The following is a 25,854-nucleotide window of genomic DNA, read 5'->3' on the forward strand; positions in this document are numbered from 1 at the left end:
CCGCTCCTTATTTTACGGGTTTACTTTGCAGTTCATTCTTTACAAACATGGCAATTTTCCAGCGATCATCAGGCCGGATCATATGACCATGAGCCCCCATGACATTATAACCAACGCTGATTACATGGTAAATGTCACCTTCAGGTGCTGACATCATTTTGTCTGATATCAATGATGCTGGTTTTATGGCATATCTGCCACTGGTAAATAAATGCCCCTCTCCGTTGCCCTTTTCACCATGACACCCGATGCAAAAAGTGGTGAACAACTCTTTGCCCCTGTTTAGGTTATCAGCGTTTACTTCTAAAGGATTTACAAGTTCAGCTGCTGCCTGAGCCCTTCCTTCGATTGTTGCAGGATAGGCATATGGCATTACTTCGCGTGAAATGGTGTTGGCTACCGGCAATCGCATGGCCGAGCTATCAGACATTGCCGGAATTTTGGCATAAGTCTCATAAGTGAGTGAATGAGCCATATCCGGAAAGTATTCGTATCCTTTGTCGTTGCGTGTGCGGTCGCACGAAGTGCCCAGAAACAGGATTGCTGTTGCTGATATAAGGGCCGATATTATTTTCTTACTGATCATGTGCCGCTTAGTTTTGAGGTTGTAACTCTTTTTCATACACTTCAAGTGCTCCTTTTTCACGGAGAATGGAAGTTAGTTTGTCAACACTGTTTTTTAAAAGCGATTTGTCAAAAACAATCACAAATTTATCGTCAGTTGAACGTGAATCAGGCAGTATATAAGACTTTCCGGGGAATATTGCTGCCCTTGCCGAAAAAGTAAACAAACTGGCTAACGTAATGGTAAGAATGGTCAGGATAATCGTTACCACGATAAATGACGGAAAAGCATTGGTTGGCTTGCCGCCATAGTTTACCGGCCAGTCAATGACAGAAGTGTAATAAAGAAATGCCAGCACGCTTACTGCAGCTATAAATCCATATAAAAAGGCCGCAAAGGTAAACCGTGTTTTCTTACCCATGGCTTCTATGACTTCATGCATAGGGTAGGGGGTGTAAATTTCGCTAATCTCGATGCCCTCCTGCTTAACCTGGTTTACAGCAGCCATCAGGGTATCTTCTTCGTCAAATACACCTATGATGTGGGTCTTATTCATGGCTTGTATGTTTTTTGTCGTTTGTATTGATACTGGTAACTTTCAGTACACTCTTTACTTCACTTATGGCAATCATCGGGATGTATTTGAAGAACAATAGTACTCCGGCCGTAAACATTCCCAGTGTTCCGATATAAATGCCAATCTCAACCCAGGTAGGGGTGTAGGTGGTCCAGCTCGAAGGCAGATAATCTTTGGTGAGTGAAGTGATCAGAATGTTAAACCTTTCATACCACATGCCTATGTTGATAAAGATGGAAATGATAAAAGCCATGGTGAGGTTTTGGCGTACTTTTTTAAACCAGAAAAGTTGCGGAATAAATGCATTGCAGGTGACCATTGCCCAAAACTGGAATGTGTAATCACCGGTAACCCTGTTTTTAAAGAAGGTAAACATTTCATATTGACTTCCCGAATACCAGGCAATAAAAATTTCGGTTGCATAGGCCGTGCCCATTATCAATGATATAAAGATCAGGATCTTGGCAATTGCATTTAAATGCGAATCGGTAACGTAATCCTGAAATTTGTACATTTTGCGTATGATAATCATCAGGGTCATGACCATGGCAAAGCCTGAAAAAATAGCGCCTACAACAAAATAAGGCGGAAATACAGTGGTGTGCCATCCGGGAATGACAGAAACTGCAAAGTCGGTAGATACGATAGAATGAACTGAAACTACCAGCACGGCAGCAATCCCGCCCAGCACATAGCTTAAGGCTTCGTAGCGCAACCATTCTCTTGATGAACCTGTCCAGCCAAATGCAAAGAAGCCATAAACAGCCTTTTTAATTTTCGAAGTGGCTTTATCGCGGATAGTGGCAAAATCGGGCACCATTCCAAAGTACCAGAACGAAGCGGAAATAAGCAGATAAGCGCTGATAGCAATAAAGTCCCAGAAAAGTGGCGAGTTAAAGTTAACCCACAAAGGACCGCGTGTGTTGGGATAAGGGAAAATGAAGAATGCCAGCCAAACGCGTCCCATGTGAATGGCAGGGAATAAGGCTGCACAACCAACAGCCACAACAGTCATTGCTTCTGCCGCTCTGTTGATGGATGTTCTCCATTTTTGTCTTAGAATCAGGAGGAAGATGGAAAAAGCTGTTCCTGCGTGGCCGATACCAATCCACCATACAAAGTTGATGATCTCCCAGCCCCAGCCAACGGAGTTGTTAACACCCCATGTGCCAATACCAATGGCAACTGTCCGGTAGAGAGCTATTACTCCAAATGCAGTCATCAGAAGTGCAATCAGAAATGCCATCTTCCACCAGCCGGGAATCGGTTGATCGATAGGGGCTATGATGTCACTGCTGATCTGTTTGTAATTTTTGTCGCCCAGAATCAGAGGCCCTCGAACTTCACTTTTATACATAAAGTTTAACTTTTATGTGATTTGATTTTTCTTTGTCTTTTTACTCAGGCTTTGTTTTCTTCTTTGTTTCTGACCAGTGTCAGGTATCCGACCGAAGGTAGGGTGTGCAATTCCTCAAGCAGGTGGTAATTGCGGGAATCCTTAAAAAGTTTAGATACTCTGCTGTTGGGGTCGTTTAAGTCGCCAAACACAATGGCTGAAGAAGGACACGCCTGAGCACAGGCCGGAATAATCTCTCCGTCTTCAAGAGGCCGGTTTTCTGTTTTGGCCAGCAGTTTCTTTTCCTGAATACGCTGAATACACATGGTGCATTTTTCTACAACTCCTCTTTCCCTGACAGTAACGTCCGGGTTCAGCACCATGCGGCCAAGATCAGAATTCATGTTATAATCAAAGTTTTGATTGGTGGCATATCTGAACCAGTTGAACCGCCTGACTTTGTATGGGCAGTTGTTGATACAGTATTTGGTTCCGATACAGCGGTTGTAGGCCATCTGATTCAGGCCTTCACTGCTGTGGTTTGTTGCTGAAACAGGACAAACATTTTCGCAGGGGGCATTGTCACAATGCTGGCACATCAACGGCTGAAAAACGACTTCGGGATTGTTTTCATCGCCCGAATAGTACCTGTCAATCCGCATCCAGTGCATATTGCGGTTTTTCATCATCTCTTCCCGACCAACAACCGGTGAGTTGTTTTCGGCCTGACAAGAGATAACGCAGGTGCTGCACCCCGTGCATTTATTAAGGTCAATGGCCATTGCCCAGTGGTGACCTTTAAATTCGGTTTCTTTGTACAGGGTCACATGCTTTTTCTCAAATTCTGCATGCAGTTCATTGCCAGCTGCAGGGTTTTCAAGGTAAGCTCCCAGTACTGTTTCTCTTACAATGGGCCTGCCCTCCATACTGCTGTGCATTTGAGTGGAAGCCAGTTTGTATGTTCCTTCTGCTTTTGTTACTTTAACATCTGTGTTGTAAAAACAACGGGTGCCATTTTTATAAGTAATGAGTGGGTATGTGTTTTGGCCAACACCATTGGCCACTTTGCCAAAATTTGTATGGCCATAGCCTAATGCTACCGATATGGTTTTTAAAGCCTGACCGGGTTGTATAAATACCGGAAGGGTAATGTTGTTTATTTGTATCAGGTCGCCTGTAGCCACGCCGGCTTGCACAGCATCTTCAGCTGACATGGCCGCAAAATTATCCCAGCAAACTTTTGAAACCGGGTCAGGAAGTTCCATCAGCCAGGGGTTATTGGCATGGTTTCCGTTGCCCATCGTGAGATTTTGAACCATCAATACCTCCAATCCATCACTGGTTTTTATTTCGGCAAGTGCCGCCAGTGCAGTGCTGAGGATTTGCTGATCCATAGAAACTGTTATAACAGGCTGTGCTGATTCAAAAATGCCCTTCTGCAAAGTGGTTTTCCATTCTGCTTCTCCAGCTTTAAGAATTTCGTTTATCCAGTTGTTTTTCAGATAAGTATAGTAATCGTTCTCCTTCCCAAGCCATTTTAACAATGTATCCTGTGGCTGACGGGTGTTGAACAAGGGGCTGATAACAGGTTGCGCTAAACTATAATACCCGCGTTTGGCTTCTGCATCATCCCATGATTCAAGAAAATGGTTGGCTGGCAGAATGTACTTGACAAACTTCATTGTTTCATCTTCAACAGGGCTAAATGAAACAGTCAGCTTTATTTTTTTTATACCCGATTCAAATGCATTGGTGTTATAATAGTCATAAGCCGGATTGACATTCCACAATATTAATCCGCTGATGCTGCCATCATTCATTTGGCTTACCAGTTCTTCCATTTCACTGTCGAGAGCCTGTTTTGTGAGCAATGCCGCGCTAAAGTCAATGGTGTTGCCATTGTTTTCAAGCAGTTGGTTAATACCATTTACCAGTACTTGCTGATGCGGGTCATTGCTTCCGCTCACCACCAGCGATTTGCCTTTGGCAGCCCAAAGTCTGTTGGCAAGCTCATTTATTGTTTCATTCTCATTTTTTGCTGAAGAATCTTCCTGTTGTGCATCTTTAGCAATAAGATTATTATACAGTTGAATGAGTAAGGCAGCTTCTTCGGATGGTTTTATAGCAACGCGCTTATCGGCCTTGCTGCCCGTAATGCTTAAGCCTGATTCGAACTGAATATGGTAGGAAAGTTTCTTTTCATCATTGGTCAGGCTTCTGGTCAGGGCGTATCGGGCGGCATATTCAGCGGGCGACAGCCACGAGCCAAGGAAATCGGCTGAGAAGCTCACAATAATTTCGGCTTTGTCAAATCTGTAATCAGGTACAACAGGCTGGCCATAAGCGTTTTGGTTAGCCATGATGATTCCTGATACAGAAAGAGGATCATACACCATGTGTCTTACTCCCGGAAAAGCAGCTATAAATTCATTGATGAGCTTTTTTGTGGAAGGGCTGATAATATTAGAGGTCAACAGTACCGTATTTCCTCCGGCTTCACTTATTTCGCGGAGCGAAGAAACAATTTCGGCGTCAGCCGTTTGCCAATTGATCTCTTTCCCTTCTTTGAGCGGATTTTTGAGGCGGGCAAGTCCATCGTAAAGGCTGAGTACCGATGCCTGAACTTTGGCTGTTGTTCCCCCTTTGGTAACCGATGACAAAGTATTGCCTTCAATTTTAATTGGCCGGCCATCTCTGACTTTTACCAGAATGCTGTTGTATTCAGATCCGTCAAAAAAAGTAGATGCATAATGACTGGCCATTCCGGGGGTCACATCTTCGGGTTTATTCAGGTAAGGGATAGCCTTTTTTACCGGATTTTCACAACTGGATGCAATAGCAGCCGTGGCAAAACCAAATCCGCAGAATTTTAAAAAATTTCGCCTTGACGACGGTTTCTCTGCAATTTCTTCATTGATAAGGTCAAGCAGGTTTTTGCCTTCCGGTATCAGATTTTCGTTTTCGGAGTGTAAGACCTGTTTATTTAATTCTTCCGGGCTTTTCCAGTATTTCTTTTCCATTTAAAACCACTTTTATTTGGATGCTGTTAGCGACTTGTTTTTTTTGAAAGTACAGGCAGACTCATTTTGATTTGGGTTTTCGGTTGTCCTGATTTTCAGTTTATTTGCATATATATTGTTCCCCAAATGGATATGCATTATTAATAATGGCATTTCATGCAATCGAGGCCACCAATGTGTTCAACGGTTACAGAATCAATTTTACCCGATTTCAGATCTTCGTGAAGCTTTTCGTAAGTTGAATAGTATTTGTTGCCTTCGAAGTTTATTTTAGTGTCTCTGTGGCAATTGATGCACCATCCCATTGACAGATCGGAAAATTGTTTCATAATATCCATTTCGGCCACAGGGCCGTGACATTTTTCACATTCAATTTTACCTGCATTGGCATGCTGTGCATGGCTGAAGAACACATGATCAGGCAGGTTGTGAATACGTACCCATTCGATGGGTTTTCCGCTTTTGGCTGCCCGGTGTATTTTATTGATTTCAAATTTACCTGAATGGCGCCCGCTTAAAACTACATTGTGGCAGTTCAGACATACATTATTTGAAGGAATGCCTGCCGATTTGCTGTAATCTGCAATGGAATGACAATAGCGGCAATCTGTTTTATTGTCACCTGCATGAACCTTGTGTGAAAATTTAATTGGTTGATCAGGGGCGTATTCAGGTGTGCGGCTTAATGCCTGTGCTTCTACAACAGCCAGATTAAAGTGCACGCCAAGCCCAACAAGAATAACAATCACATGAATGAAGCGGTATTTTATCTTTTTGGTAAAAATCAGGTCAATAAGCGCAAGGGTCATAAGCAAGGCAAATAGAATAAAGAGCATTAGCTTTTTAGGGAATATTTTATGCTCTTTCATGCCTGCATGGCTGAATTCTGAAAGAAAGGATGCAATATAAAACACCTCCTGCTCGGTAAGTTTGTATTCAGCATGTGCTTGACGCATGACTTCAGAGGTGGGCTCCGCCATTGACTTATATATGTTCATTCCGTCCTTGTCCATAAAAGATGCTGCCAAATCCATGGCTGACGGATTCCAGTTAAGAGTGTCGTTGGTCACTGTGTTATGACAAGTAACGCAGGCAGTTGTACCGCCTTTTTCAAAAGGAATCAGTCCGTAAAAGAATCTTTCTCCGCGAAGTATTTCTGTCCTGGTAAATCCTTCTCTCTTGTTTACGTCAACATTGAAAACCACCTCTTTTTCAGGCTCCCATTTTTCAATGTAGTCGATAATGCTGTTAATTTCACCATCCGAAAGGTTGGTAAAAGTTAACATGGGGACTTTGTTGTTTTCTTCGTAAACTTTAACTGCAATGGGATCTCCGGCGTCGATCAGCTCTTTGGAATTGCGAATGAATTTTAACAGCCATGCTTTTTCACGTCGCTCAGTAACTCCGAGCAATTCCGGACCCACAAGTTTACCTCCTCCTATTTTATGGCATACAGCGCAGTTTTTTTCAAACAATTGCTTGCCTTCGTTCTGGGCGTTTGCATTGCTTTTGTCTGCTAAAAAGAAAATAATGGTCATCAGCGCAGCCAGTAGCATTCCGGCCGGTCTGAAACCTGATTTGCCTGCAGTTGGGTTCATATTTGGTTGATGTATGTATTTTTTATTCATTTTGCTTGTCATTAAAATAAAAAAGGCACTTACCCCGAAAGGTAATTGCCCTGCAAATAATTTATGAGCCTGAAAAGGCATCAAATGTTTACTGACTTTGAAAGTATGCAAGCTAAAGGTAATTTTGTTAACCATACGCTTTGTCTAATGAGTTTTACATCTTCGGCATGCTCAATTTATTGAAATCAGATTTTTATTCGTATTCTGTTAATAGATTTTCAAAGAAAAATAAACAAAGGCCTTTTTTTTTCTTGAAACAAAGGCTTTGATACTTGCGAATGTACATAATCAAACGAAAAATGAAAAATAAAGTTGGCAATAAATTGTTGACTCTTTGTAGTTTGTACTGAGTCTAAACAAGAATTATAATATGGCATTCTTGTAATCCGGTGGTTTTCATATAATTTATATCTACCTATGCGGTTATAAGTTCATGATTGCATGAATATAAATTGTGGAATTTAGATTATATATTTATGTAACGGGAAATTGGCGGGCTGTTTCTGTTGATGAATATATTGGATGTTAGTTTTATACCCTGTAAATTATGCAAAACAGAGGGCTGTTTCATAAAAAGTCCGGCAACAAATTTTGTTGCCGGACTTATAAAAAATCAGAATAAATGGTTGGTTCTTGATTTATTTAAACAAATAGCCAATTTTTAAGCCAGAAGAGAAGGAGATAGGGAATTCTTCACTTGAAATTACATAACCGTAATGATAGCCTTCAAAATACTCTTCAGTCGTAAATCCATAGCCAACACCGGCATATACATCTACGGCAAAGGCATTGTCAAACACCCATTGTTTGCCAAAAACAAGCTGAAATACGCCGGAAAATACATTAACTCTTTTTTCTCCGGCGTTGTAATAGCTGGAGGAGTAATCGTACCACCATTCGTCGCGAGAGAAGAAGCCAAAAGCAATTTCAGGTTTAATATAGCCTCCTTTAAGTATATGGGCATAGCGCATTCCTCTGAGGTAAAAATCAGGGTCTTTGATAAATTTATACCCAAGTTTTACAAATGCACCACCTGCGTTTTCGTCTCCCGGATCGGCGCCCAGTCCTATAATTCCGAAACTGGCTTCCATGCTGCGGCCGGGCCTGAGACTTCTTTCATAGGCAAAGGTTGTGTTGCCTGTTAAAGGGGAAAGAAAGTCAATTTTGATAATGTTCTTTTTGTTGTCAATATAAGTTTCAGGATTTGTCATGGTTTTCTGAAATTCCATTTCCTTTCCATTCTCAAAAATAATCTTATCTACATCGTCTTTATCTACTGATAGCAATACATCAGCAGAATATTCAGGAAGTGTGTACTTAATCTCATCAAGTCCAATTTCTTTTATTTTGCACTTAATCAGCTCATTATTTTTTTTCATAATAAGATCCTGCGCGAAAGTGCTGCCACCCAAAAGAAAAATGGATAAAATTAACATCAGGGAGTGTTTTCTCATAAAATTGAGATTTGGTTGGGTTTATGATAATTGTCTGTTCAACACTATAAGACTGTAAAAAGGTGAAATGGTTGCACAAAGGTTCAATAACTATGCCATTCTTGCAAATAATTTATTTAAACACGCCGTAATCGCCATCAATTGTACTGATATTTTGTTACTTTTGCACTCCCTTTTCAACCTTGGAGAGATGCCAGAGCGGTCGAATGGGGCGGTCTCGAAAACCGTTGTACTCTTACGGGTACCAAGGGTTCGAATCCCTTTCTCTCCGCAACTGATGCCTGTGAATCAATGATTTACGGGCATTTTTTTATTTGCTTTTTTCGAGTCTTCGCGCTGAAACCTGTAATGATTTTAAATCAGAAGGCTTTGAATTTTTTGGAAACATGAAAATATGCACTCAGCTTCAACGCTTTTATCTGACAAATACCCATTTTTCATCTGTTGAAAGCTGTTCCATATATTCATACCCTTCATAATCAAAGAGTTTTATTTGCTCTGGATGGGTAATTTCCTTGTCGATAATAAAACGGGTCATCATACCTCGGGCACGCTTGCCATTGTAACTTATAAATTTATATGCTCCGTTGCGAAACTCTTTGAAAACAGGCGTAATGATTGTTGATTTTGTTGCTTTAAAATCAACAGCCCTGGAATACTCTTCCGACGCAAGATTGATCAATGTATTGCTCCCCGATTCCTTGATGGCTTTTTTTACACTTTTGGAAATGCTGTCGCCCCAGAACTGATATAGGTTGGAGAAACCTTTTCCGGCTATGTTAGTGCCCATTTCAAGCCGGTAGGCAAGCATTGTGTCGTTGGGCTTAAGTATGCCGTATAAGCCTGAAAGTATGCGAATATGATGATTGGCAAAATCAAGCTGCCTGCTGTTTAGCTCCCGGGCTTTTAAACCATCATAAACATCGCCTTTAAAGGCAAATATAGCCGGGCGGGCTTCTTTTTCACTAAAAGGGTAATGCCAGTTCTGATACCTCAGGGCTGTAAGTTCGGCCAGATTGGAACTGATATTCATCAGCAGAGCTAATTCTCCGGGAGTGCTCTTTTTCAGAATATCAACGAGCTTTTGCGCATGTCTGACAAATTCAGGCTCTGATACTTGCATAGCCTGATAAGGAGATGTATAATCAAGCGTTTTACTGGGTGACAGAAGAATAAGCATAATCAGGGTTATTTAGTCGCTGCTGAATGTTAAATGCCTTTTATAAGGATTCATTTTAAGCACTTTCATTGTTTATAAGATGTAAACAAAGGATGCAAGTGTTTAGTATAGTGCCAGTTGCCAAAACAATACCGTAATGCTAGGCTAATAGGTGTTGAATCCGTTGTTAAAGGTGCTGATTCCCGGCAAACCGAAAGGTGAATAATAATTGTTGCCACCCTGCTGCATTCTTATTTCTGCCCCTATATGCATATTTTCGCCCACTTTATAGCCAATTCCAAAGCTCATGCCCTGGGCTTCCATTTGCAGCTGTTCGGGGCTTAAACGGGCGTTAAACGCCGGGTTGATGGTTTTATAAGCCGAACCACTAAGCGTAAGTTTGTCGTTGACCTGATAGGCCCCCGACGCAAAAACAGTCAGATTGGTCATGTTTCCGGAAACTTTGGCAAAACTGCCTTCGGTGCTTATTATTCCCAGATTGGAGTATGTTGCATGAGACACAACCGCCCCGGCTGTAAGTGTCAGCTTTTTATTCACTGGCTGACTGAATGAAGGTGCAATAAATGTATTGAACAAACTGCCCCCGCCCGGTACTGAAGTGAAAGTAGCTCCTGTTTGCAAATTGAATTTAACAGGAGAAAGGCTTTGCGACATTCCGGGATAAGTGCTGGGGCTGCTGTAAGGATTGAACCCGAATCCCGGATTTTGCGATTGAACAGCCAGACTGAGTAAAAATAAGGTAATCAGCAGAATATTGCGCAGTTTCATAGTGCCAGAATTGAATGCATAAAATTAAGCATTATCAGTTTAGTGAAACAAATTTCATTCCAATTCTCTGTTAATAAATGCTAATATTGAAGGCGGTGTTTTTGATTTAAACTCACACAAAGAATGGTTAAAACCACTTTCGTGATTTCATATATAAGAACATGGCTACTGCAATAAAGCACATTCCAAGCATGGCCAGGGGGTATCCCCACCTGAAGTGAAGTTCAGGCATATATTCAAAGTTCATTCCGTAAACGCCAGCCAGAAAGGTTAGTGGAATGAAAATAGCACCTATTAGAGTTAGCGTTTTCATTACACTGTTAAGTTTATTTGAAACAGTAGATGAGTAAAGTTCCATTAAGTTGCTGATGGTGTCGCGGAAGCTTTCCAGATTTTGGATAATGTTTTGCAAGTGATCGTATAAGTCATTGATATATTTAATCGTTTTTCTATCTATGAGAGTCGTTTCATCGTGTTGCAATTTTCGCAATTCATCTCTTAACGGATAAACATATTTCCGCAAAAGAATCAATTGTTTTTTCAGGTGCATCAGGTCGAGTGGTGTGATTTTATCTGTGTCGCGGATTAACTCCAGCTCTGTAGCTTCAATGTGATCTTCTATTTTTTCGAGTATGACGAAATAATTGTCTATGATTTTGTCAATCAATACATAAGCAAGGAAGTCAATTGTTTTATTGCGGGCTTTGCTCAATCCGTTTAACAATCGTTCACGAACAGGTTCAAAAACATCGCCGGTACGTTCCTGAAATGAGATAAGGTAATTATTTCCCAATATCAGGCTGATTTGTTCTCCTGAGATAGAGCTTGTTGCCGCATCCCATGTAAGCATTTTCAAACTGATATAAATCACATCGCCATAGTTTTCAATTTTGGGCATTGATTCAGTGTTTAGCACATCTTCAAGCAAAAGCGGATGCAGCGTGTGATGATCGCCCAACTGGCTTATAAGGCCTGTATTGGTAAGTCCGTTTACATTTATCCAGTTGTTTTTGGTTTTATCAATTTTGTTGATAATGTCTGCTGCATGTGCAGATTCGGTTCTGGCAATTGAGGCTGAATCAAAACAAAACAGATCGAAGCTGGTTTCCTGTTCAACATTGCCTGTGTAAACCAGGGAGCCCGGTGGCAGGCCGGTTTTTTTGCGATAATTTCGGATGCGTTCCTGTTTTGCCGGGTGTGAATTATTTTTCATCGGGCTTGTTTTTGTAAACAATGGTGCGATGTGGATAAGGTATTTCGATGCCGTTCAGGTCAAATTCCTTTTTCAGCGTTTCATAAACGTCGCATTTCAACACAAACCCTTCGCCTGAATTGGCTGCCCATGCGTAGGCTCTGAGGTTGACAGAGGATTCACCAAATCCCAGCATTCGGATAATAACTTTAGGTATGCCGTTTTCAATCTCTTCAGCTGTGCGGTTGTCGCGGCAATTGGCGTGCGCTTCAATCACTTTGCGAAGGATGGAAATGGCCTTATCCTGATTGCTTTCATAACTGATGCCAATTTCAATAAAGATGCAAACTTTTTCATCTTCAATGGTTGAATTGATAATGGTTTGCCCGCTAATGACGGTATTGGGAATAATAATCCGCCTGTTTTCGAAGTTATTGATGATGGTGTGCCTGAGCGTGATATCTTCAACCACCCCCTGATGAAGTTCGCCTATTTTAATATTGTCGCCTACCCTGAAAGGCTTGAAAATAACAATAAATATTCCGCTGATAATATTCGAAAAAGCCTCCTGAGAAGCAAAACCAATAATGGCTGCAAAAATACCAGCCCCTGCAAAAAGGGTGATGCCAATTGTTCTGAGTTCAGGAATGGTGTAGAAAATAAGTGTGATTGCCAGCATAAAAACCACAAAGCTTACTGCGTTGCGCAGAAATTTATACCGGGTAGGGTCTACTTTAAGCACATGGCTGGAGCGCTCAAAATAGACTTTCATGAGCTTTTGAAGAACTCTTGAAAGAATAACAGCAATGGCCGCTATTACCCCTGCAACAATTAAATATTGAATAAGTCTGTGGTTGATTTCTGCCAGGTTCGAAAAGTCAAAGGAAAGCGTCTGCATTGATTTTTTTTATACAAAGGTAAGAATTTGAATCGTGACTAGCCGAAAGGCTCATGAATTGTAAGGCTAACTGTCATGACAAGCTGAAGTTTGTCTGTTATGAGGGGCAAAAAAATACCCTGCCGTAACCACCGACAGGGTAAATTTACTCACACACACACTAACTTATAATCAGGAGAAACGAGGGTCTTTAGTTGTTAATAGAAAATTTTTAATATTGTAATTCAGTTTCTTAAGCTTTTTTTTATCGGTTTTTACTACGCCTGATTCTTCAAATGAAAAGTTAAAACCAAATCAGCTGTTTGCCTGGCTGAGTGCAAATATCTAAAGTGATTTTAAACAGAATATAAAGCCTGTGTTATCTGTAGGTTAAGAAAGTGAGGGTGTAAGTTGTTTATCGGGGATAAATAATTGTCATTTGCCAGACAATTTCAGGTTTTTAGGCAATGAGTCAGGTTTAAGTTTTTCATCAGTGGTATTAGTCATAGGAATTTATTCAATATTTACGCATAAATCAGGCGAATTAACAATTATTGGCAATTAATATTTTTATAATTCCAAATTATTGATTTATAATGCTTACCTTGCCACCTAAACTGAGAAATATGAAGAAAAACAAGCCGGTTTCAAGTCTCAACAATAGAGTTATGCATTCAATTTCTGCAGAAATGTCAGCAAGCTGTGGTTCCATCAAAGGGAAATTTCCCGTTGTGATTGATGGAGGCCGGACAACTATTTATATTTCTGATAAAAGCCGCGAGGCTGAAATTATTGAAAGATATAGTATCCGGAAAGGACGTTAATATTCCATATCTTAAATTCCGCTGCATCCTTCCAGTGTAAATGAATTCTGTGGAACAAATTCTTTCATTTATTGCAACGCCTGAATAACGGTGAGGGGGCAATATTGTCCCCGATGTGCAAAAGGAGAGTGTATCAGATATCCAGATGAAACTTTTTTGATTCAGGTGACGTAAAAAAGTTGTCGCATTGAATATGCCCTGTTTCGACCTGACTTTGAGCTTACGGGCGAAAGACCAGTATGTTAAACCGGAAAGAAAAACCTTAGAGGTAAAGGCTGTTTCTCTGCTCTTTTAATCGTTCATCACTGATATAATCGTCGTAATCCATCAGCTTGTCAATCATTCCTTTGGGTCCTATTTCAATGATTCTGTTGCAAACGGTTTGGATAAACTCATGGTCGTGTGATGACATAAGGATGTTGCCTTTGAATTTAATGAGGGTGTTATTAAAGGCCTGAATTGATTCCAAATCAAGATGGTTGGTAGGGGTGTCGAGCAGCATTACATTGGCATTGCGGGTCATCATACGGGCAATCATGCAGCGCACTTTTTCTCCACCGGAAAGAACATTGGCTTTTTTATAAATTTCATCGCCTGAAAAAAGCATTTTACCTAAAAATCCCCTGAGGTAAAGCTCGGTGGTGTCGTTCGAAAATTGTGCGAGCCAATCAGTGATACTGATATCAGTTTTAAACAAATCTTCATATTCTAATGGAAGATAAGCCTTCAGGATAGTTTGTCCCCATTCAAAACTGCCGGTGTCTGCCTGCTCGTGACCTTTCAGAATTTCGAAAAGCATGGTCATAGCTCTGGTATCGCGCGACAGGAATACAATCTTATCATCTTTCATCACTGTAAAGTTGATGTCGCTGAACAGCTTGACTCCATTGAGACTTTTACTGAGGTTTTTAACTTCAAGGATGTTGTTTCCGGGTTCACGCTCAGGGGTGAAAATAATGCCCGGATATTTGCGGGTAGATGGTTTGATTTCTTCAATATTCAGCTTCTCAATCATTTTTTTACGACTGGTAGTCTGTTTCGATTTGGAAGCATTGGCACTAAAGCGGGCAATAAACTCCTGCAATTCCTTTTTTCGCTCCTCAGCCTTTTTGTTTTGTGTTTGCAGCTGTCTGAGTGCCAGCTGACTTGACTCGTACCAGAAAGTGTAATTGCCCGGGAAAAGCTGTATTTTATTATAATCAATGTCAACAATATGCGTACATATTGAATCTAAAAAGTGTCGGTCGTGTGAAACAACAAGCACTGTATTGTCAAAATTTGAGAGATAGTTTTCGAGCCAGTTCACGGTTTCAAGGTCGAGGTCGTTGGTTGGCTCGTCCAGTAAGAGGTTGTCTGGTTTGCCAAATAGTGCCTGTGCAAGCAAGACTTTAACTTTTACTTTACCATCCAGTTCACTCATAAGTTTTCCATGCAGATGTTCAGCTATGCCCAGTCCGCTAAGTAAACTTGCAGCATCGCTTTCGGCATTCCAGCCATCCATTTCAGCAAAAACTTCTTCCAGCTCAGCCGCTCTGATGCCATCACTTTCCGAAAAATCTGCTTTTGCATAAATAACATCCTTTTCGTGCATCACCGACCATAGTTTGGTGTGCCCCATTAACACTGTGTTGAGTACAGTATGTTCATCAAATTCAGAGTGATTCTGTTTGAGCACCGATAAACGTTCACCCGGGACCATGCTTACATTGCCTTTGGTATATTCCATTTCGCCCGACAGCATTTTAAGAAAAGTAGATTTTCCTGCGCCATTAGCCCCAATTATACCATAGCAATTGCCTGGTGTAAATTTTAAATTTACATCCTGAAACAATATCCTCTTGCCAAACTGAATACCCAGATCCGAAACTGTAATCATTTAATTTTGTGTTTGTTGTATTAAAAAATATCTCTTCATTAAAAGGGCTGCAAAGGTAGAACTAATAATTGGATTTTTATGGCATGAATTACAGTGTTGTTGAATGATTCTTCAGTGTGAAGGCTGAAGATTTGTTTTAAATTCCGGATTTGGTTGCTCATGTTTTTCATTTTATGAGGTTCCGGGACGATTTTTAGTTTTTCACAGGTTAGGCCTAAATGAATTTATTTTCATGTTCTTATATAAAGGTATAATGTAGTTTCTTAGTTTTGCCGGCAATATGCGCTACCTGATTGGAATAGATGATACAGATAACCTTGAGAGCAGGGGTACCGGCCATCGGGCACGAATGCTGGGGCTGCAACTCGATGAGAATGGGATATGCCGGTTGCACAGCATTACCCGTCATCAGTTGTTTGTAAGCCCGCTGATTCCTTATACTTCACACAACAGCTCGGCTTGCCTGATGGTGTCGGATGTCGGAAATAAACAACAACTGATTGATTATTGCCGCCGCTTTCTGTTGAGCGAAAGTGCTGAAGGCTCTGATGCCGGCCTTTGTATTGCTGCTTATGATTTGATTCATGATGACATTGTAAACTGGGGCAATCAGGCTAAAACCGTTGTACTCAAAATGGAGGATGCCATTGAAATTGCGCAGAAAAATGATGTTTATCTTGAAGGATTGACCGGTACCCGGTGTGGAATAATTGGATCTCTGGCAGCTGTTGGCTTGCGCAAGGAGGGCAACGACGGACGATTGCTTTGGATGCGTCATCTTCGCGAAACGCAGGGCATATTTACGATTGACCAAATTTTAGCTTTGATCAAGATTGAATCGGTGGTTGACATGGAAGGATTTCCTGTACCTCCCAATGCTATTGTCACGTTGAGCGATTGGTCAAGGCCCGTTATGATGAATAATAAAATAACTCTCATTTTACAAAAATACAGTTCCAATGAAGAAACCTATTACACCTGTGCTTCAAAAGAGTATATCAAGCATATTTCCGGATAAACGCGTTCAGACACTTGCCGGGATCTTCGTGCTGTTTTTGGTTGGAATGATGGCCATGCTGCTTCATGCAAAGCTGCGTGTGCCTTTGCACCTTCCTGGTAAGCAGGGCCTTTTGTTTATGTTTTTGATTGTAAGTTCATCCCTGATGTCAGGTTTCAGGTTTTCAACTCTTATTGCTACAACCGGTTCTGCTGCTTTGCTTTTAACAGGTTTTGGAGGGTTCAGCGATCCATTTATGCCGGTTTATTATGTTGTGCTGGGCGTGATGATGGATTTATTGCTTGACTCTTCCTCTTTATCATCCGGAAAAGCCTGGTTTATTGGTTTGGCCGGATCCTTGAGCTTTTCGGTAATTCCCCTAAGCAGGGCTTTGATAGCTTTTTTAACCGGACTACCATTCCCTTCATTGTTGAACGGGGTGGCATATCCCTGGTTAACACATCTGCTTTTTGGCTTTTTGGGAAGTTATTTGGCTGCCCTCGCTGTTAAATCAGCTGTGCCGGAAAAGTAAGAGGTATTCCGTAAAACATTTATTAACTGCTTTACCAGAGTTTGATTCCGTTTTTTAAACTATTCGAAATGAAAAAATATTCATATCGCTGTTTCAGATGTGCTGTTGGCTTTATTGTATCAGTTGTTGTTTTAACACTGGCAGTTGCCTGTAGTGATGAGTCTGCAACCGACAATGTTCCGGTTATTCAGTTGATTCCTGATAACGGATCGCTGATATCTGATACTACTTTGCCTCCCGGTGGCTCTGTACCTGTAACTATCCGTGCATTGGGAGGCGGAAGTAATATTACTTATTTCGGTATTCGCATGTTTGACGGAACAACACATTACGTGCTTGATTCAGGGATGAATGCAGCCAGCCTTAATTTTAACCAGATACTTTATAAAGGCAATAGCCCTGTTGAGGAATGGACATTCGTGATGATGAATCATGACCGTCAAAAGGCTTCAGTTACCCTGACAATTGGCAAAAAAAATGTGACCGGCTGGGGCGCCATTTCCACATTGGATCATCTGGAATTGGGGGCTCAGTCAAATATGACTGCTGGTGGTTTTCTTTCGATGCCAGCAGGCGAGGTGTACAATTATGCTCAGGCAGCTGCAAATCAGCCCGGCATTGATATGATTTATTATTACGGTGAATATGAGGCAACATTATCGTCGCCCGGCGAGAGTGATGCACCGGCCTACTTTCCTGATCTGGCTTCATGGTCTACGAAAAATGAAACCCGATATGATACAACTTCCCTGAGTGAACAGGATTTTTACCGGGCATTTAACGATAGTTTGCTGATTGTTTCCTACGAACCTGTCAATGGAAAACGCAAGGCTAAAAATCTTACAGCGGGTATGGTTGTCGCTTTTAGAACCCAATCAGGAAAAATTGGCCTGGCGTTTATTAAAAATGTAATACCAGGTGCCGAAGGGAAACTTGAATGCGCGGTTAAAATTCAGAAATAGTGAAAAGGAAGTCTGTAAATATATTCATGGTTTTGTTTCTGCTGGTTTTTTCAGAAACGGTGTTTGCTCAGTTTGCCATAGAAGGACAGGTTACTGACAGTCTCACAGGCAATCCGTTGCCAAACGTTAACATTACAATTGATGGTTTGAAAAGAGGGACTGTTTCAGGAGGTAATGGATTCTTTACGTTGACCAACCTGCCTGCCGGACGCATTAAACTGCATTTTACCCATATAGCCTGCCAAAGCAAAACCATCAGGATTGATTTACAGCGTTCATTGAATTTGGGCGTTATTCGCTTACTGGCTGAATCATATGAACTGAAGGATGTGTTTATCACAGCCGACAGGCTTGAACGGCGTGCTGAAGAAGTGCCGGCCTCCATGTATACGATTCCAGGGAAAATGGCTGAGGTTTATGCCGTAAACAATGCCGATGAAATGTTATTGATGATACCGGGTATACGTATTGATCGCGACCGGGGGATATTTTCAAAGAACTCAAGTATCAGTATGCGCGGATTGAACGGCAGTGCACGTACCCTTGTTTTGCTCGATGGAGCGCCCATTAATAAAGCTGATGGCGGTGGAATTAACTGGAGCAGAATAGACCCTGATGCCATTGAACGCATTGAGGTAATGAAAGGGCCCAATTCGACCATTTATGGTGGTAATGCAATGGGCGGAGTTGTAAATATTATCACTGCCCGCAATCCGGGTACTTTCAGGGCGCGATTGAAAACTTTTTATGGTACTTACAATACTTTTGGGGGGAATCTTTCGGCAAGTGGTGCAAATATTCATCAAAACAAAGGTTTTTTCTGGTCGGTTAACAGTTTTTACCGCAAGGGAGATGGTTATTTTGTGGTGGCAGAGCTGGAGCGCGACAGTCTTGATGCCAAAACTTATCTGGAGGAAACCGGAGCTTCATTCAGAGTGGGTTATCAGTTCACCGCCCAAAATTCAATAGAGGCAGAATATAATTATTATTGGGATAAGCGCGGCGATGGCACGTTTATTACTGAACCAGGTGGAAGTTATAATCAGTATCCTTCACATTTTCTGAGGGTAAAATATCAGGGAACGCTCAGCCGCTGGCAACTTAATGCCAATGGGTTTTACCAGTTGGAAAATTACCGTCGGCAAAATGAAACCATCAAGAAACAAACGGGCAAATACACGCTTTACGAAACTGATTCAAGGCGCGTTGATGCCGGCCTCTGGCTCACAGCTGCCTTGCCCATGAAAAACGGAAGCAGATTGACCACAGGCCTTGATGCAAAGGCAGGGTCGGTTGATGCCTCTGATATTTATTATACAGCTACTGACATTTTAACCAATAAAGGGAAAATGGATATGGGAGCTGCTTTTCTTCAGCTTGAAATGCCTGTAAACGGCACAAAACTAAGCTTTGAAGCCGGCTTAAGGGTAGATGGAGCCCGATTTCATCATGGAAGCTTTGTTATTGAAGACCCTACTTCCTTTTCTGCATTTATGGTTGAATATCCTTCTCAATTTCATGATACTGCATGGTTGGCTGTTAGTCCCCGACTGGCTCTTTTGTTTCATCAGTCACCGTCATTTAAGACTTACCTGAGTTTTGCTCATGGTTTCAGGGCTCCGACTCTTGATGATATGTGCCGCAATGGAAATATAACCAAGGGATTTAAAAAGGCCAACCCTTTGCTAGGCCCTGAAAATCTGAATAATTTTGAACTGGGTTACTCTGCAGGCGTAAATTCAAAGCTTAAAATTGCGCAAAGCGCCTTTGTTTCAGCCGGAAATGAATTCCAGTATTTTATTGCCAACGGTGATTCGGTTTATACCGGAGGAAATAACCTGAAACCAGTGATGCAGCGTCAGAATATCAGCAACGTAATGATTTATGGTACCGAAGTCAGTCTTTCATGGCAGCCATTCAATTCTTTGTCAGTTTTTGCAAATTATGCATGGAATCATGCTGAAATCCGCTCTTCCGAAAATAGCAATGGACGCAGTCTTGAAGGAAAACGACTGATGGAGGTGCCCGAGCATCAGGCATCCGGCGCAATTGAATGGCGCTATAAATGGTTTATGGCCGGGGCAAGCCTGGCCTATACCGGAAAGTTGTTTGCCGATGACGATAATCTGATTGTCAATCAGGCACGGACAGAAACCGGCGTCAGGGTATCAGCTAATTATCATGAAAGAATTTATCTCAGCCTGAGTATGCAGGATGTTTTAAACAACCGGTATACTGATAGCAAAGGCAATATTTCTCCGGGGAGGTTTATGATGTGCAGCATTATCTGGAAGTGGTTATAGTAAAAATGCAATAGCATTTTGAGCGTTTGCCTGTTTAGCAGTGCTGAACACAGCATTTTTTAAGGGAGGCGAAAATAATTATCGCCATGATTGCATGGGCTCTGTTTTTCCTGAGAATTCTTTTATTTACCTTTTTTACAGTTAGTTACAGCAACTGCCAGATGTGTTGCTTTTGCAGAGTCGTTTATTATCAGCGTTTGCTTGATTCAAAGTAAAGCTTTTGGGCGAAAGGGACTTATTCCTGCAATTAAAACTGACAGGTTTTTAAGTTTACTTCATTTAATTTGCTGGGATAGAAATGCATTTAAAGCAGTAGATTGAGCTTTTTCATGATGTCGAACAGTTGCTCTTTTTGAAATGGCTTTGATAGATAGTCGTTACAACCTTCAGAAAGAGCCCTTTCTTTTTCATTTTGCATAGCATAGGCTGTTTGTGCAATAATCGGTAGTCCGGCCCTGAACGAGCGGATTTCTTTGGTGGCTTCGTAGCCGTTCATAACAGGCATTTTAATGTCCATCAGAACTGCATTGATATCATAATTCCGGCGACATAAGTCAACCGCTTCTTTCCCGTTTTCAGCATGTATAAGCTCAATAGGAGTGCCACTCAGCAACTCTTTGATGTATTTGAAATTGATTTCTTCGTCTTCAACAACCAATAGCGTAAATTTTGTTTTAAATATCTTATCAGGCTCATGCAGTGTGTTTATTGCGCCTGATGGTAAAAATGGTTTATACGGGATGGTGAAATGAAAAACAGAACCTTTGTGCAATTCTGATTCAACCCATATTCTTCCGCCCAACAGTTGCAGATTGCCTTTACAGATGGCGAGTCCAAGTCCCATGCCTTCATAAAATTTGTTGATGTCAAGCTCGGGCTTGTGAAATCGCTCAAAAATTTTATCAAACATATCAGGGGCAATACCGATGCCTGTATCTTCAACAAAGAAATTTATCTCCTGATTGCGCAGCGCGTAGCCAAACTTTATTTCTCCTTTTTCTGTAAACTTTATTGCATTGCTAAGTAAATGATTCAGTACCTGCCTTATTTTCATTTCATCGGTCAGAATTATGTCATTTTCGCCTTTTTCCTCCGCGATAAGTGAAAGTGTGACGTTTTTATTCACCAAAGGTTTGTACAGGTTGTATGAATCAGCAAGCAGTTTGTTGAGGTCTGTTTTGTTTTCAAATGGTTTAATGTTACCTGTTTCAATCAATGAGATATCAAGAATCTCACTCACAACTTCAAGTAAGCGGTTTGAGCTGTTGACAACAACTTTCAGATATTCTTTCCGCTGTTCCGGGCTCAGTTCGTTGTCATTCAATAATTCTGCAAATCCAACAATGCCATTCATTGGTGTGCGTACTTCGTGTGAGATGTTTTGAAGGAATGCCGTTTTCAATTTGTCACTTTCAACTGCTTTTTTTTCGGCATTTCTGAGTTTTGTAAGGTGTAGCCGCAGATAAAAGAAAAAAAGCAGGGCCGTAGCGCTTACATAGAATAATCCTTTATAAGTTTGAGCTTTTGTCAGGTAATTGTGATCTTCAATGATGGAGTTCAGAAATGAATCGGAAAATGCTATCCATAAAAAACCAAGCATCAGATATATGCCAGTAAATTTATATTCAAAGCTGATTTTCTTCATCGTTGGATAGAGTTAACTGTTATTCATCAATGGTTCATTTTAATAAACAATGATAACGGGATTTTGCATTAATGCGTAACCATCAGAAGGTACAGTTCAGGAAAGGAGTATCAGCGTATTGTTGAGTCAGGTGGTGATTACACAAAAGAAACATATCAGACTATAAATATAAACAAAAAAACGGGAATTTCGATTAATTGGCTGATTTTCAAAAAAAACGCCATTGGCATCAGGCCAATGGCGTTTTTGGGGGCATGAATCAGGTGAGTTACTCAGTAAGCACAAAAGATGCTTCTTTAACATCTCGTGAATTTCCTCCGATAAATACTTTAAAATCGCCGGGTTCAGCTACATAATTAAGGTCGTAATTATAAAACTTCAGGTCATTTATATCAATGGTAAAGCTAACTTCCTTTGTTTCGCCTTTCTTGATCATAATCTTTCTGAAATCTTTAAGTTCTTTCACAGGCCGGGTTGTGGAGCCAACCATATCGCGTAAATAAAGCTGGACAACTTCCTGCCCGTCATAATCTCCTTTGTTGCTGACTTTTACTTTTACTTCAATGACTTCACCCGGTTTCATGCTGTTTTTGCTCAGCACCGGTTCGCTGTATTCAAAACGGGTATAACTCAGCCCGAATCCAAAAGGATACAGCGGGTCATTGGTCACATCCAGGTAATTGGAGCGGAATTTGGTAAACCATTGGCCGTCGGGGAGGGGGCGCCCCGTGTTTTTATGGTTGTAAAACAATGGAATTTGTCCGATGTTTTGAGGGAAGGTGGTCGTTAATTTGCCTGATGGGTTTTCATCTCCAAAAAGTACATCTGCCACAGCATGGCCGGTTTCGCTTCCGCCAAACCAAATATTGAGGATGGCAGGGATGTTTTCACTTTCCCATTTTAAAGCCAGAGGCCTTCCGGTGAGCAAAACCATTACGACAGGTTTTCCGGTTTTGAGCAGGGCCTTGAGCAGTTCCTGCTGATTTTCAGGAATACCAATGTCGGAGCGGCTTGAGCTTTCACCACTCATTTCGGCTGCTTCACCAACAACTGCTACAACTACATCTGATAATTGGGCAGCGTTAACGGCTTCGGCAATCATTTCTGATTCCGGACGATTATCCCGTCCGGCAGGCTTTCCAAACATGGTAGCTCTCTCTTCGAATGATGCATCGCCCGAAATATTGGCCCCTTTTGCATAATGAATCAGGTTGGCGCTACCCATGGCTTCGGCCAGGCCATCAAAGATTGAAACTGACTTTTCGAAATCGGCAGCAACAGTCCAGGTGCCCACCATGTTTACCCGGTTATTGGCAAGTGGCCCAACCAATGCAATTTTGGTGTTTTTTTTGAGCGGAAGTATGTTGTTTTCATTTTTGAGAAGAACAAAACTTTGAGCGGCTGTTTTTCTTGCCTGGGCACGATTGGCTTCACTTAAAATATCAGTTGCTCCTCTTTTTTCATCACAATAACGGTAGGGGTCATCAAAAAGGCCGAGTTTATACTTGGCTTCAAGCACGCGATGACAGGCTGCATCAATTTGTTGCATGTTGATTTTGCCTTCTTCCAGCGATTTTTTAAGGGTCGTAAGAAAACCTTCACCCACCATATCCATATCGATGCCTGCTTTTAAAGCCAGTGCTGATACTGTTTTCAGGTCGCCAAGGCCATGTTCAATCATTTCATTGATGCCGGTATAGTCTGTAACTACAAATCCGTCAAAACCCCATTGGGTTCTTAAAACATCTGTCATGAGCCATTTACTGGCAGTAGCGGGTATTCCGTCAACTTCATTGAATGAAGCCATTACACTTCCTGCGCCGGCGTCAACAGCAGCTTTGTATGGAGGGAAATATTCATTATACATTCTTTGGTGGCTCATGTCGACCGTATTGTAATCGCGGCCGGCTTCCGATGCACCATAAAGGGCGTAATGTTTAACACAAGCCATAATGGTATTGTTGGCTGATAAGTTCTGTCCCTGATATCCGCGTACCATGGCTTTGGCAATTTCACCACCCAAAAATGGATCTTCTCCACTTCCTTCAGCAATGCGTCCCCAGCGGGGATCGCGGCTGATGTCAACCATTGGAGAAAAAGTCCAGCAAATGCCATCAGCACTTACTTCTTTGGCTGCAATGCGTGCGCTTTCTTCAATCAATGCCATGTCCCATGAGCAGGATAGTCCTAATGGAATCGGAAAAACAGTCTGATATCCATGAATGACATCCATCCCAAAAATCAAAGGAATTTTTAAACGGCTTTCTTCCACAGCTACCCGCTGAACATTGCGGATTTTTTCGGCAGTTTTAATGTTGAATAATCCTCCAACCTTGCCTTCAATAATTTGTTTGCCAATGTTTGAATTAGCTGCCTGTCCGGTGGTAAAATCACCTGCACTTGGCAGATTCAGCTGCCCGAGCTTTTCGTCAAGCGTCATCTTTGACATCAGTTCGCCGATGAATTTATTCATTTTCACCTCATCAGTAAGTGGCTGAGCCATGGTTTTGATTGCAATAGCTGTTACCATGAGCAATATAAGGATGCTGACTTTTTTCATCATATTAGTTTGTGTTTGGTTTTTTGTGCGAAATGGACTGAATTTATTTTATTGATTTTTGGTCTGTCGGGGTACTTTCAAATCCAAGCTTCATAAGCCCATGCTGAACTTCAGGACAACTCATAAAGAGATTCCATAATAATCCGGATCTGTAATTTTCAATCATGACAATGATTGGGCCCTGATCGATGGCCAGGTGTGATTTGGCGTACCAATTTTTGGTTTCGTTGAAAGCGTCGGTAAAGCCATACTCACTCCATATTTTTGGTCCTAAATCATAGTAAAAATGACGTAATGCCTTCATGGAGTATTCGGGGGTGTAGGGGAAAGCCGAGAGTGCAGCAGTGGGTGAAATTACGCCAAGGTCATTGTCAGGAGAATGGGCATTGTAGCCTTCGTGATTGTCGCTGGCTGTGAGTCCCCAGCAGTTTTCGCCATAGCCTTTGAATTTACCCGGGTTTTCGATGCAGTGTGCCCGGTTAATAAGTGTGTGATTTCTGTTTTGTTCCCAGTAGTCTGCATATCTGTCTTTAAGCCCGTGGGGGTTTAATCCCAGAAATGAATAGTGGGAGAAGAAAAGTGGCCCGCCAAAATCAAATCCCAGCGGTAGTTTAATGCCATAAAATTCTTTTCCATTTTTAAAAAAGTTGCTTTGAGCCCATCCGCGGTGATAAACTGCTGCACTGACCGGATAGCGCTCACTGCTTGCAGCCAGCACGTACATGATTAAACATTCATTGTATCCTCTAACCGGAAAATTCATGGCCCAGTCGTTGTTGGGACTCCAGTGCCAGTAAAGCACTTCTTCGCCACCCCTGGTAAACCAGCTCCATTCCACATCATTCCATAGTGAATTGATGCGGTTGCGTAATTCCGATTCAAGTGGGGTTTGCTGATTGAAATACTGACGGGCAGCCAGTAAACCCTGAAAAAGAAAGGAAGTTTCAACCAAATCGGCTCCATCGTCTTTGCGGCTGAAAGGGATGGTTTTGCCGGTTGTACCATTCAGCCAATGAGGGAATGCACCGTGGTAAGCATCAGCTTTGGACAAAAATTTGACTATTTTCAGCAGGAATCTGGTTGCCGTGTCACGGCTTATCCACCCCCGGTTAACAGCCACAACGGTGGCCATAATGCCAAATCCGGTGCCTCCCGATGTAACTACCTCGTCGCCATAATCATAGGCAATGTTGCTTCTTTCGCGCGCCATTCCACTTACGGGATGAGCAAAATCCCAGAAATACCGGAATGTTTGTCGCTGAACTACATCTAAAAGTGCTGAATCGGAAAGCCCTGTAATAATGCCAACAGGTGGTATCCGGTTATCATGAGGCTTGAGAGCTGTTTTCTTTTGTGCAAAACAGCTGCTAATAACAGTTAATGTTAAAAGTGTGAGAATGATTTTTTTCATCATGCTATTTTTTTGACACCCTGGGATTTTGTGGTTTTAAAGCTTTGTTGTTAAACGCTTTAATCTGTGATTTTGATTGTGTGAAGTGTATTTTTTCAAGGTGTGAAAGTAACACTAAGTTCGCATTTTTGCAAATACTTGCGTCAT

General features: G+C 41.6%; 19 protein-coding genes and 1 tRNA gene. 6 read left to right on the forward strand and 14 right to left on the reverse strand.

Features of this window, described 5'->3' with window-relative positions; all coding sequences use genetic code 11:
- Positions 1-7: 7 nt before the first annotated feature.
- From H6541_13710 to H6541_13735, 6 genes are all read right to left on the reverse strand, one after another.
- The gene (locus tag H6541_13710) at positions 8-586 is read right to left on the reverse strand and encodes a c-type cytochrome (GenBank protein ID MCB9016840.1); all 579 of its coding nucleotides are present in this window, start codon (positions 584-586) and stop codon (positions 8-10) included.
- A gap of 7 nt (positions 587-593) precedes the next feature.
- A complete protein-coding gene (locus H6541_13715; GenBank protein MCB9016841.1) occupies positions 594-1,121 on the reverse strand; it encodes a DUF3341 domain-containing protein in 528 nt (175 codons plus the stop codon).
- On the reverse strand, positions 1,114-2,499 hold the full coding sequence (nrfD, locus tag H6541_13720; protein ID MCB9016842.1) for a polysulfide reductase NrfD: 1,386 nt from the start codon (positions 2,497-2,499) through the stop codon (positions 1,114-1,116). The genes H6541_13715 and nrfD overlap by 8 nt, the downstream gene beginning before the upstream one ends.
- Positions 2,500-2,543: 44 nt before the next feature.
- Positions 2,544-5,498, reverse strand: coding sequence for a 4Fe-4S dicluster domain-containing protein (locus H6541_13725; protein MCB9016843.1), 2,955 nt, complete (start codon positions 5,496-5,498; stop codon positions 2,544-2,546).
- Between the two features lie 140 nt (positions 5,499-5,638).
- A complete protein-coding gene (locus H6541_13730) occupies positions 5,639-7,096 on the reverse strand; it encodes a c-type cytochrome (GenBank protein MCB9016844.1) in 1,458 nt (485 codons plus the stop codon).
- Between the two features lie 668 nt (positions 7,097-7,764).
- On the reverse strand, positions 7,765-8,580 hold the full coding sequence (locus H6541_13735) for a hypothetical protein (protein MCB9016845.1): 816 nt from the start codon (positions 8,578-8,580) through the stop codon (positions 7,765-7,767).
- Positions 8,581-8,764: 184 nt separating this feature from the next.
- Here H6541_13735 and H6541_13740 point away from each other — a divergent pair.
- Positions 8,765-8,851 (forward strand) — tRNA-Ser (locus H6541_13740).
- Positions 8,852-8,995: 144 nt separating this feature from the next.
- Here H6541_13740 and yaaA read toward each other — a convergent pair.
- From yaaA to H6541_13760, 4 genes are all read right to left on the reverse strand, one after another.
- On the reverse strand, positions 8,996-9,760 hold the full coding sequence (yaaA, locus tag H6541_13745) for a peroxide stress protein YaaA (protein ID MCB9016846.1): 765 nt from the start codon (positions 9,758-9,760) through the stop codon (positions 8,996-8,998).
- Between the two features lie 144 nt (positions 9,761-9,904).
- Positions 9,905-10,528: a hypothetical protein gene (locus H6541_13750; GenBank protein ID MCB9016847.1), complete on the reverse strand. Its 624-nt coding sequence runs from the start codon at positions 10,526-10,528 to the stop codon at positions 9,905-9,907.
- Positions 10,529-10,655: 127 nt separating this feature from the next.
- On the reverse strand, positions 10,656-11,741 hold the full coding sequence (corA, locus tag H6541_13755; protein MCB9016848.1) for a magnesium/cobalt transporter CorA: 1,086 nt from the start codon (positions 11,739-11,741) through the stop codon (positions 10,656-10,658).
- A complete protein-coding gene (locus H6541_13760; protein ID MCB9016849.1) occupies positions 11,731-12,618 on the reverse strand; it encodes a mechanosensitive ion channel family protein in 888 nt (295 codons plus the stop codon). The genes corA and H6541_13760 overlap by 11 nt, the downstream gene beginning before the upstream one ends.
- Before the next feature lie 605 nt (positions 12,619-13,223).
- On the opposite strand from H6541_13760, the gene H6541_13765 reads away from it, so the two are divergent.
- Positions 13,224-13,421: a hypothetical protein gene (locus H6541_13765; protein ID MCB9016850.1), complete on the forward strand. Its 198-nt coding sequence runs from the start codon at positions 13,224-13,226 to the stop codon at positions 13,419-13,421.
- A 262-nt stretch (positions 13,422-13,683) separates the two neighbouring features.
- Here H6541_13765 and H6541_13770 read toward each other — a convergent pair whose 3' ends face one another.
- Positions 13,684-15,297 (reverse strand): ATP-binding cassette domain-containing protein, encoded by a 1,614-nt coding sequence (locus tag H6541_13770; protein ID MCB9016851.1) that lies wholly within the window; start codon positions 15,295-15,297, stop codon positions 13,684-13,686.
- Between the two features lie 280 nt (positions 15,298-15,577).
- Between H6541_13770 and H6541_13775 the strand changes: the two genes are divergently transcribed.
- The 4 genes from H6541_13775 (at position 15,578) to H6541_13790 (ending at position 20,091) form a co-directional block, all read left to right on the forward strand.
- The gene (locus H6541_13775; GenBank protein ID MCB9016852.1) at positions 15,578-16,315 is read left to right on the forward strand and encodes a hypothetical protein; all 738 of its coding nucleotides are present in this window, start codon (positions 15,578-15,580) and stop codon (positions 16,313-16,315) included.
- Positions 16,257-16,826, forward strand: coding sequence for a hypothetical protein (locus H6541_13780; GenBank protein MCB9016853.1), 570 nt, complete (start codon positions 16,257-16,259; stop codon positions 16,824-16,826). The genes H6541_13775 and H6541_13780 overlap by 59 nt, the downstream gene beginning before the upstream one ends.
- A gap of 68 nt (positions 16,827-16,894) precedes the next feature.
- Positions 16,895-17,788, forward strand: a complete 894-nt coding sequence (locus H6541_13785) for a hypothetical protein (protein MCB9016854.1) — start codon at positions 16,895-16,897, stop codon at positions 17,786-17,788.
- Complete coding sequence (locus H6541_13790; protein ID MCB9016855.1) at positions 17,788-20,091, forward strand: TonB-dependent receptor; 2,304 nt, start codon at positions 17,788-17,790, stop codon at positions 20,089-20,091. Before H6541_13785 ends, H6541_13790 begins: the two co-directional genes overlap by 1 nt.
- 304 nt (positions 20,092-20,395) lie before the next feature.
- Here the strand turns inward: H6541_13790 and H6541_13795 are convergent, their stop codons facing one another.
- The 3 genes from H6541_13795 to H6541_13805 all read right to left on the reverse strand — a co-directional run bounded on the left by H6541_13795 (position 20,396) and on the right by H6541_13805 (position 25,710).
- Positions 20,396-21,736, reverse strand: coding sequence for a response regulator (locus H6541_13795; GenBank protein MCB9016856.1), 1,341 nt, complete (start codon positions 21,734-21,736; stop codon positions 20,396-20,398).
- Positions 21,737-22,004: 268 nt separating this feature from the next.
- Positions 22,005-24,299 (reverse strand): beta-glucosidase BglX, encoded by a 2,295-nt coding sequence (gene bglX, locus H6541_13800; protein ID MCB9016857.1) that lies wholly within the window; start codon positions 24,297-24,299, stop codon positions 22,005-22,007.
- A gap of 40 nt (positions 24,300-24,339) precedes the next feature.
- Complete coding sequence (locus H6541_13805) at positions 24,340-25,710, reverse strand: beta-glucosidase (GenBank protein MCB9016858.1); 1,371 nt, start codon at positions 25,708-25,710, stop codon at positions 24,340-24,342.
- Positions 25,711-25,854 lie beyond the last annotated feature (144 nt).

Source organism: Lentimicrobiaceae bacterium, assembly GCA_020636745.1.
GTDB lineage: Bacteria > Bacteroidota > Bacteroidia > Bacteroidales > Lentimicrobiaceae > Lentimicrobium.

What these genes read in the sequence shown, in the direction of transcription:
- H6541_13765 (MCB9016850.1), top strand. Translation starts at nt 13,224, where the DNA reads ATGAAGAAAAACAAGCCGGTTTCAAGTCTCAACAATAGAGTTATGCAT.
- H6541_13715 (MCB9016841.1), bottom strand. Translation starts at nt 1,121, where the DNA reads ATGAATAAGACCCACATCATAGGTGTATTTGACGAAGAAGATACCCTG.
- H6541_13770 (MCB9016851.1), bottom strand. Translation starts at nt 15,297, where the DNA reads ATGATTACAGTTTCGGATCTGGGTATTCAGTTTGGCAAGAGGATATTG.
- H6541_13775 (MCB9016852.1), top strand. Translation starts at nt 15,578, where the DNA reads ATGCGCTACCTGATTGGAATAGATGATACAGATAACCTTGAGAGCAGG.
- H6541_13750 (MCB9016847.1), bottom strand. Translation starts at nt 10,528, where the DNA reads ATGAAACTGCGCAATATTCTGCTGATTACCTTATTTTTACTCAGTCTG.
- H6541_13785 (MCB9016854.1), top strand. Translation starts at nt 16,895, where the DNA reads ATGAAAAAATATTCATATCGCTGTTTCAGATGTGCTGTTGGCTTTATT.
- bglX (MCB9016857.1), bottom strand. Translation starts at nt 24,299, where the DNA reads ATGATGAAAAAAGTCAGCATCCTTATATTGCTCATGGTAACAGCTATT.
- H6541_13725 (MCB9016843.1), bottom strand. Translation starts at nt 5,498, where the DNA reads ATGGAAAAGAAATACTGGAAAAGCCCGGAAGAATTAAATAAACAGGTC.
- H6541_13710 (MCB9016840.1), bottom strand. Translation starts at nt 586, where the DNA reads ATGATCAGTAAGAAAATAATATCGGCCCTTATATCAGCAACAGCAATC.
- H6541_13730 (MCB9016844.1), bottom strand. Translation starts at nt 7,096, where the DNA reads ATGAACCCAACTGCAGGCAAATCAGGTTTCAGACCGGCCGGAATGCTA.
- corA (MCB9016848.1), bottom strand. Translation starts at nt 11,741, where the DNA reads ATGAAAAATAATTCACACCCGGCAAAACAGGAACGCATCCGAAATTAT.
- H6541_13780 (MCB9016853.1), top strand. Translation starts at nt 16,257, where the DNA reads ATGAAGAAACCTATTACACCTGTGCTTCAAAAGAGTATATCAAGCATA.
- H6541_13735 (MCB9016845.1), bottom strand. Translation starts at nt 8,580, where the DNA reads ATGAGAAAACACTCCCTGATGTTAATTTTATCCATTTTTCTTTTGGGT.
- H6541_13805 (MCB9016858.1), bottom strand. Translation starts at nt 25,710, where the DNA reads ATGATGAAAAAAATCATTCTCACACTTTTAACATTAACTGTTATTAGC.
- H6541_13760 (MCB9016849.1), bottom strand. Translation starts at nt 12,618, where the DNA reads ATGCAGACGCTTTCCTTTGACTTTTCGAACCTGGCAGAAATCAACCAC.
- H6541_13795 (MCB9016856.1), bottom strand. Translation starts at nt 21,736, where the DNA reads ATGAAGAAAATCAGCTTTGAATATAAATTTACTGGCATATATCTGATG.
- nrfD (MCB9016842.1), bottom strand. Translation starts at nt 2,499, where the DNA reads ATGTATAAAAGTGAAGTTCGAGGGCCTCTGATTCTGGGCGACAAAAAT.
- yaaA (MCB9016846.1), bottom strand. Translation starts at nt 9,760, where the DNA reads ATGCTTATTCTTCTGTCACCCAGTAAAACGCTTGATTATACATCTCCT.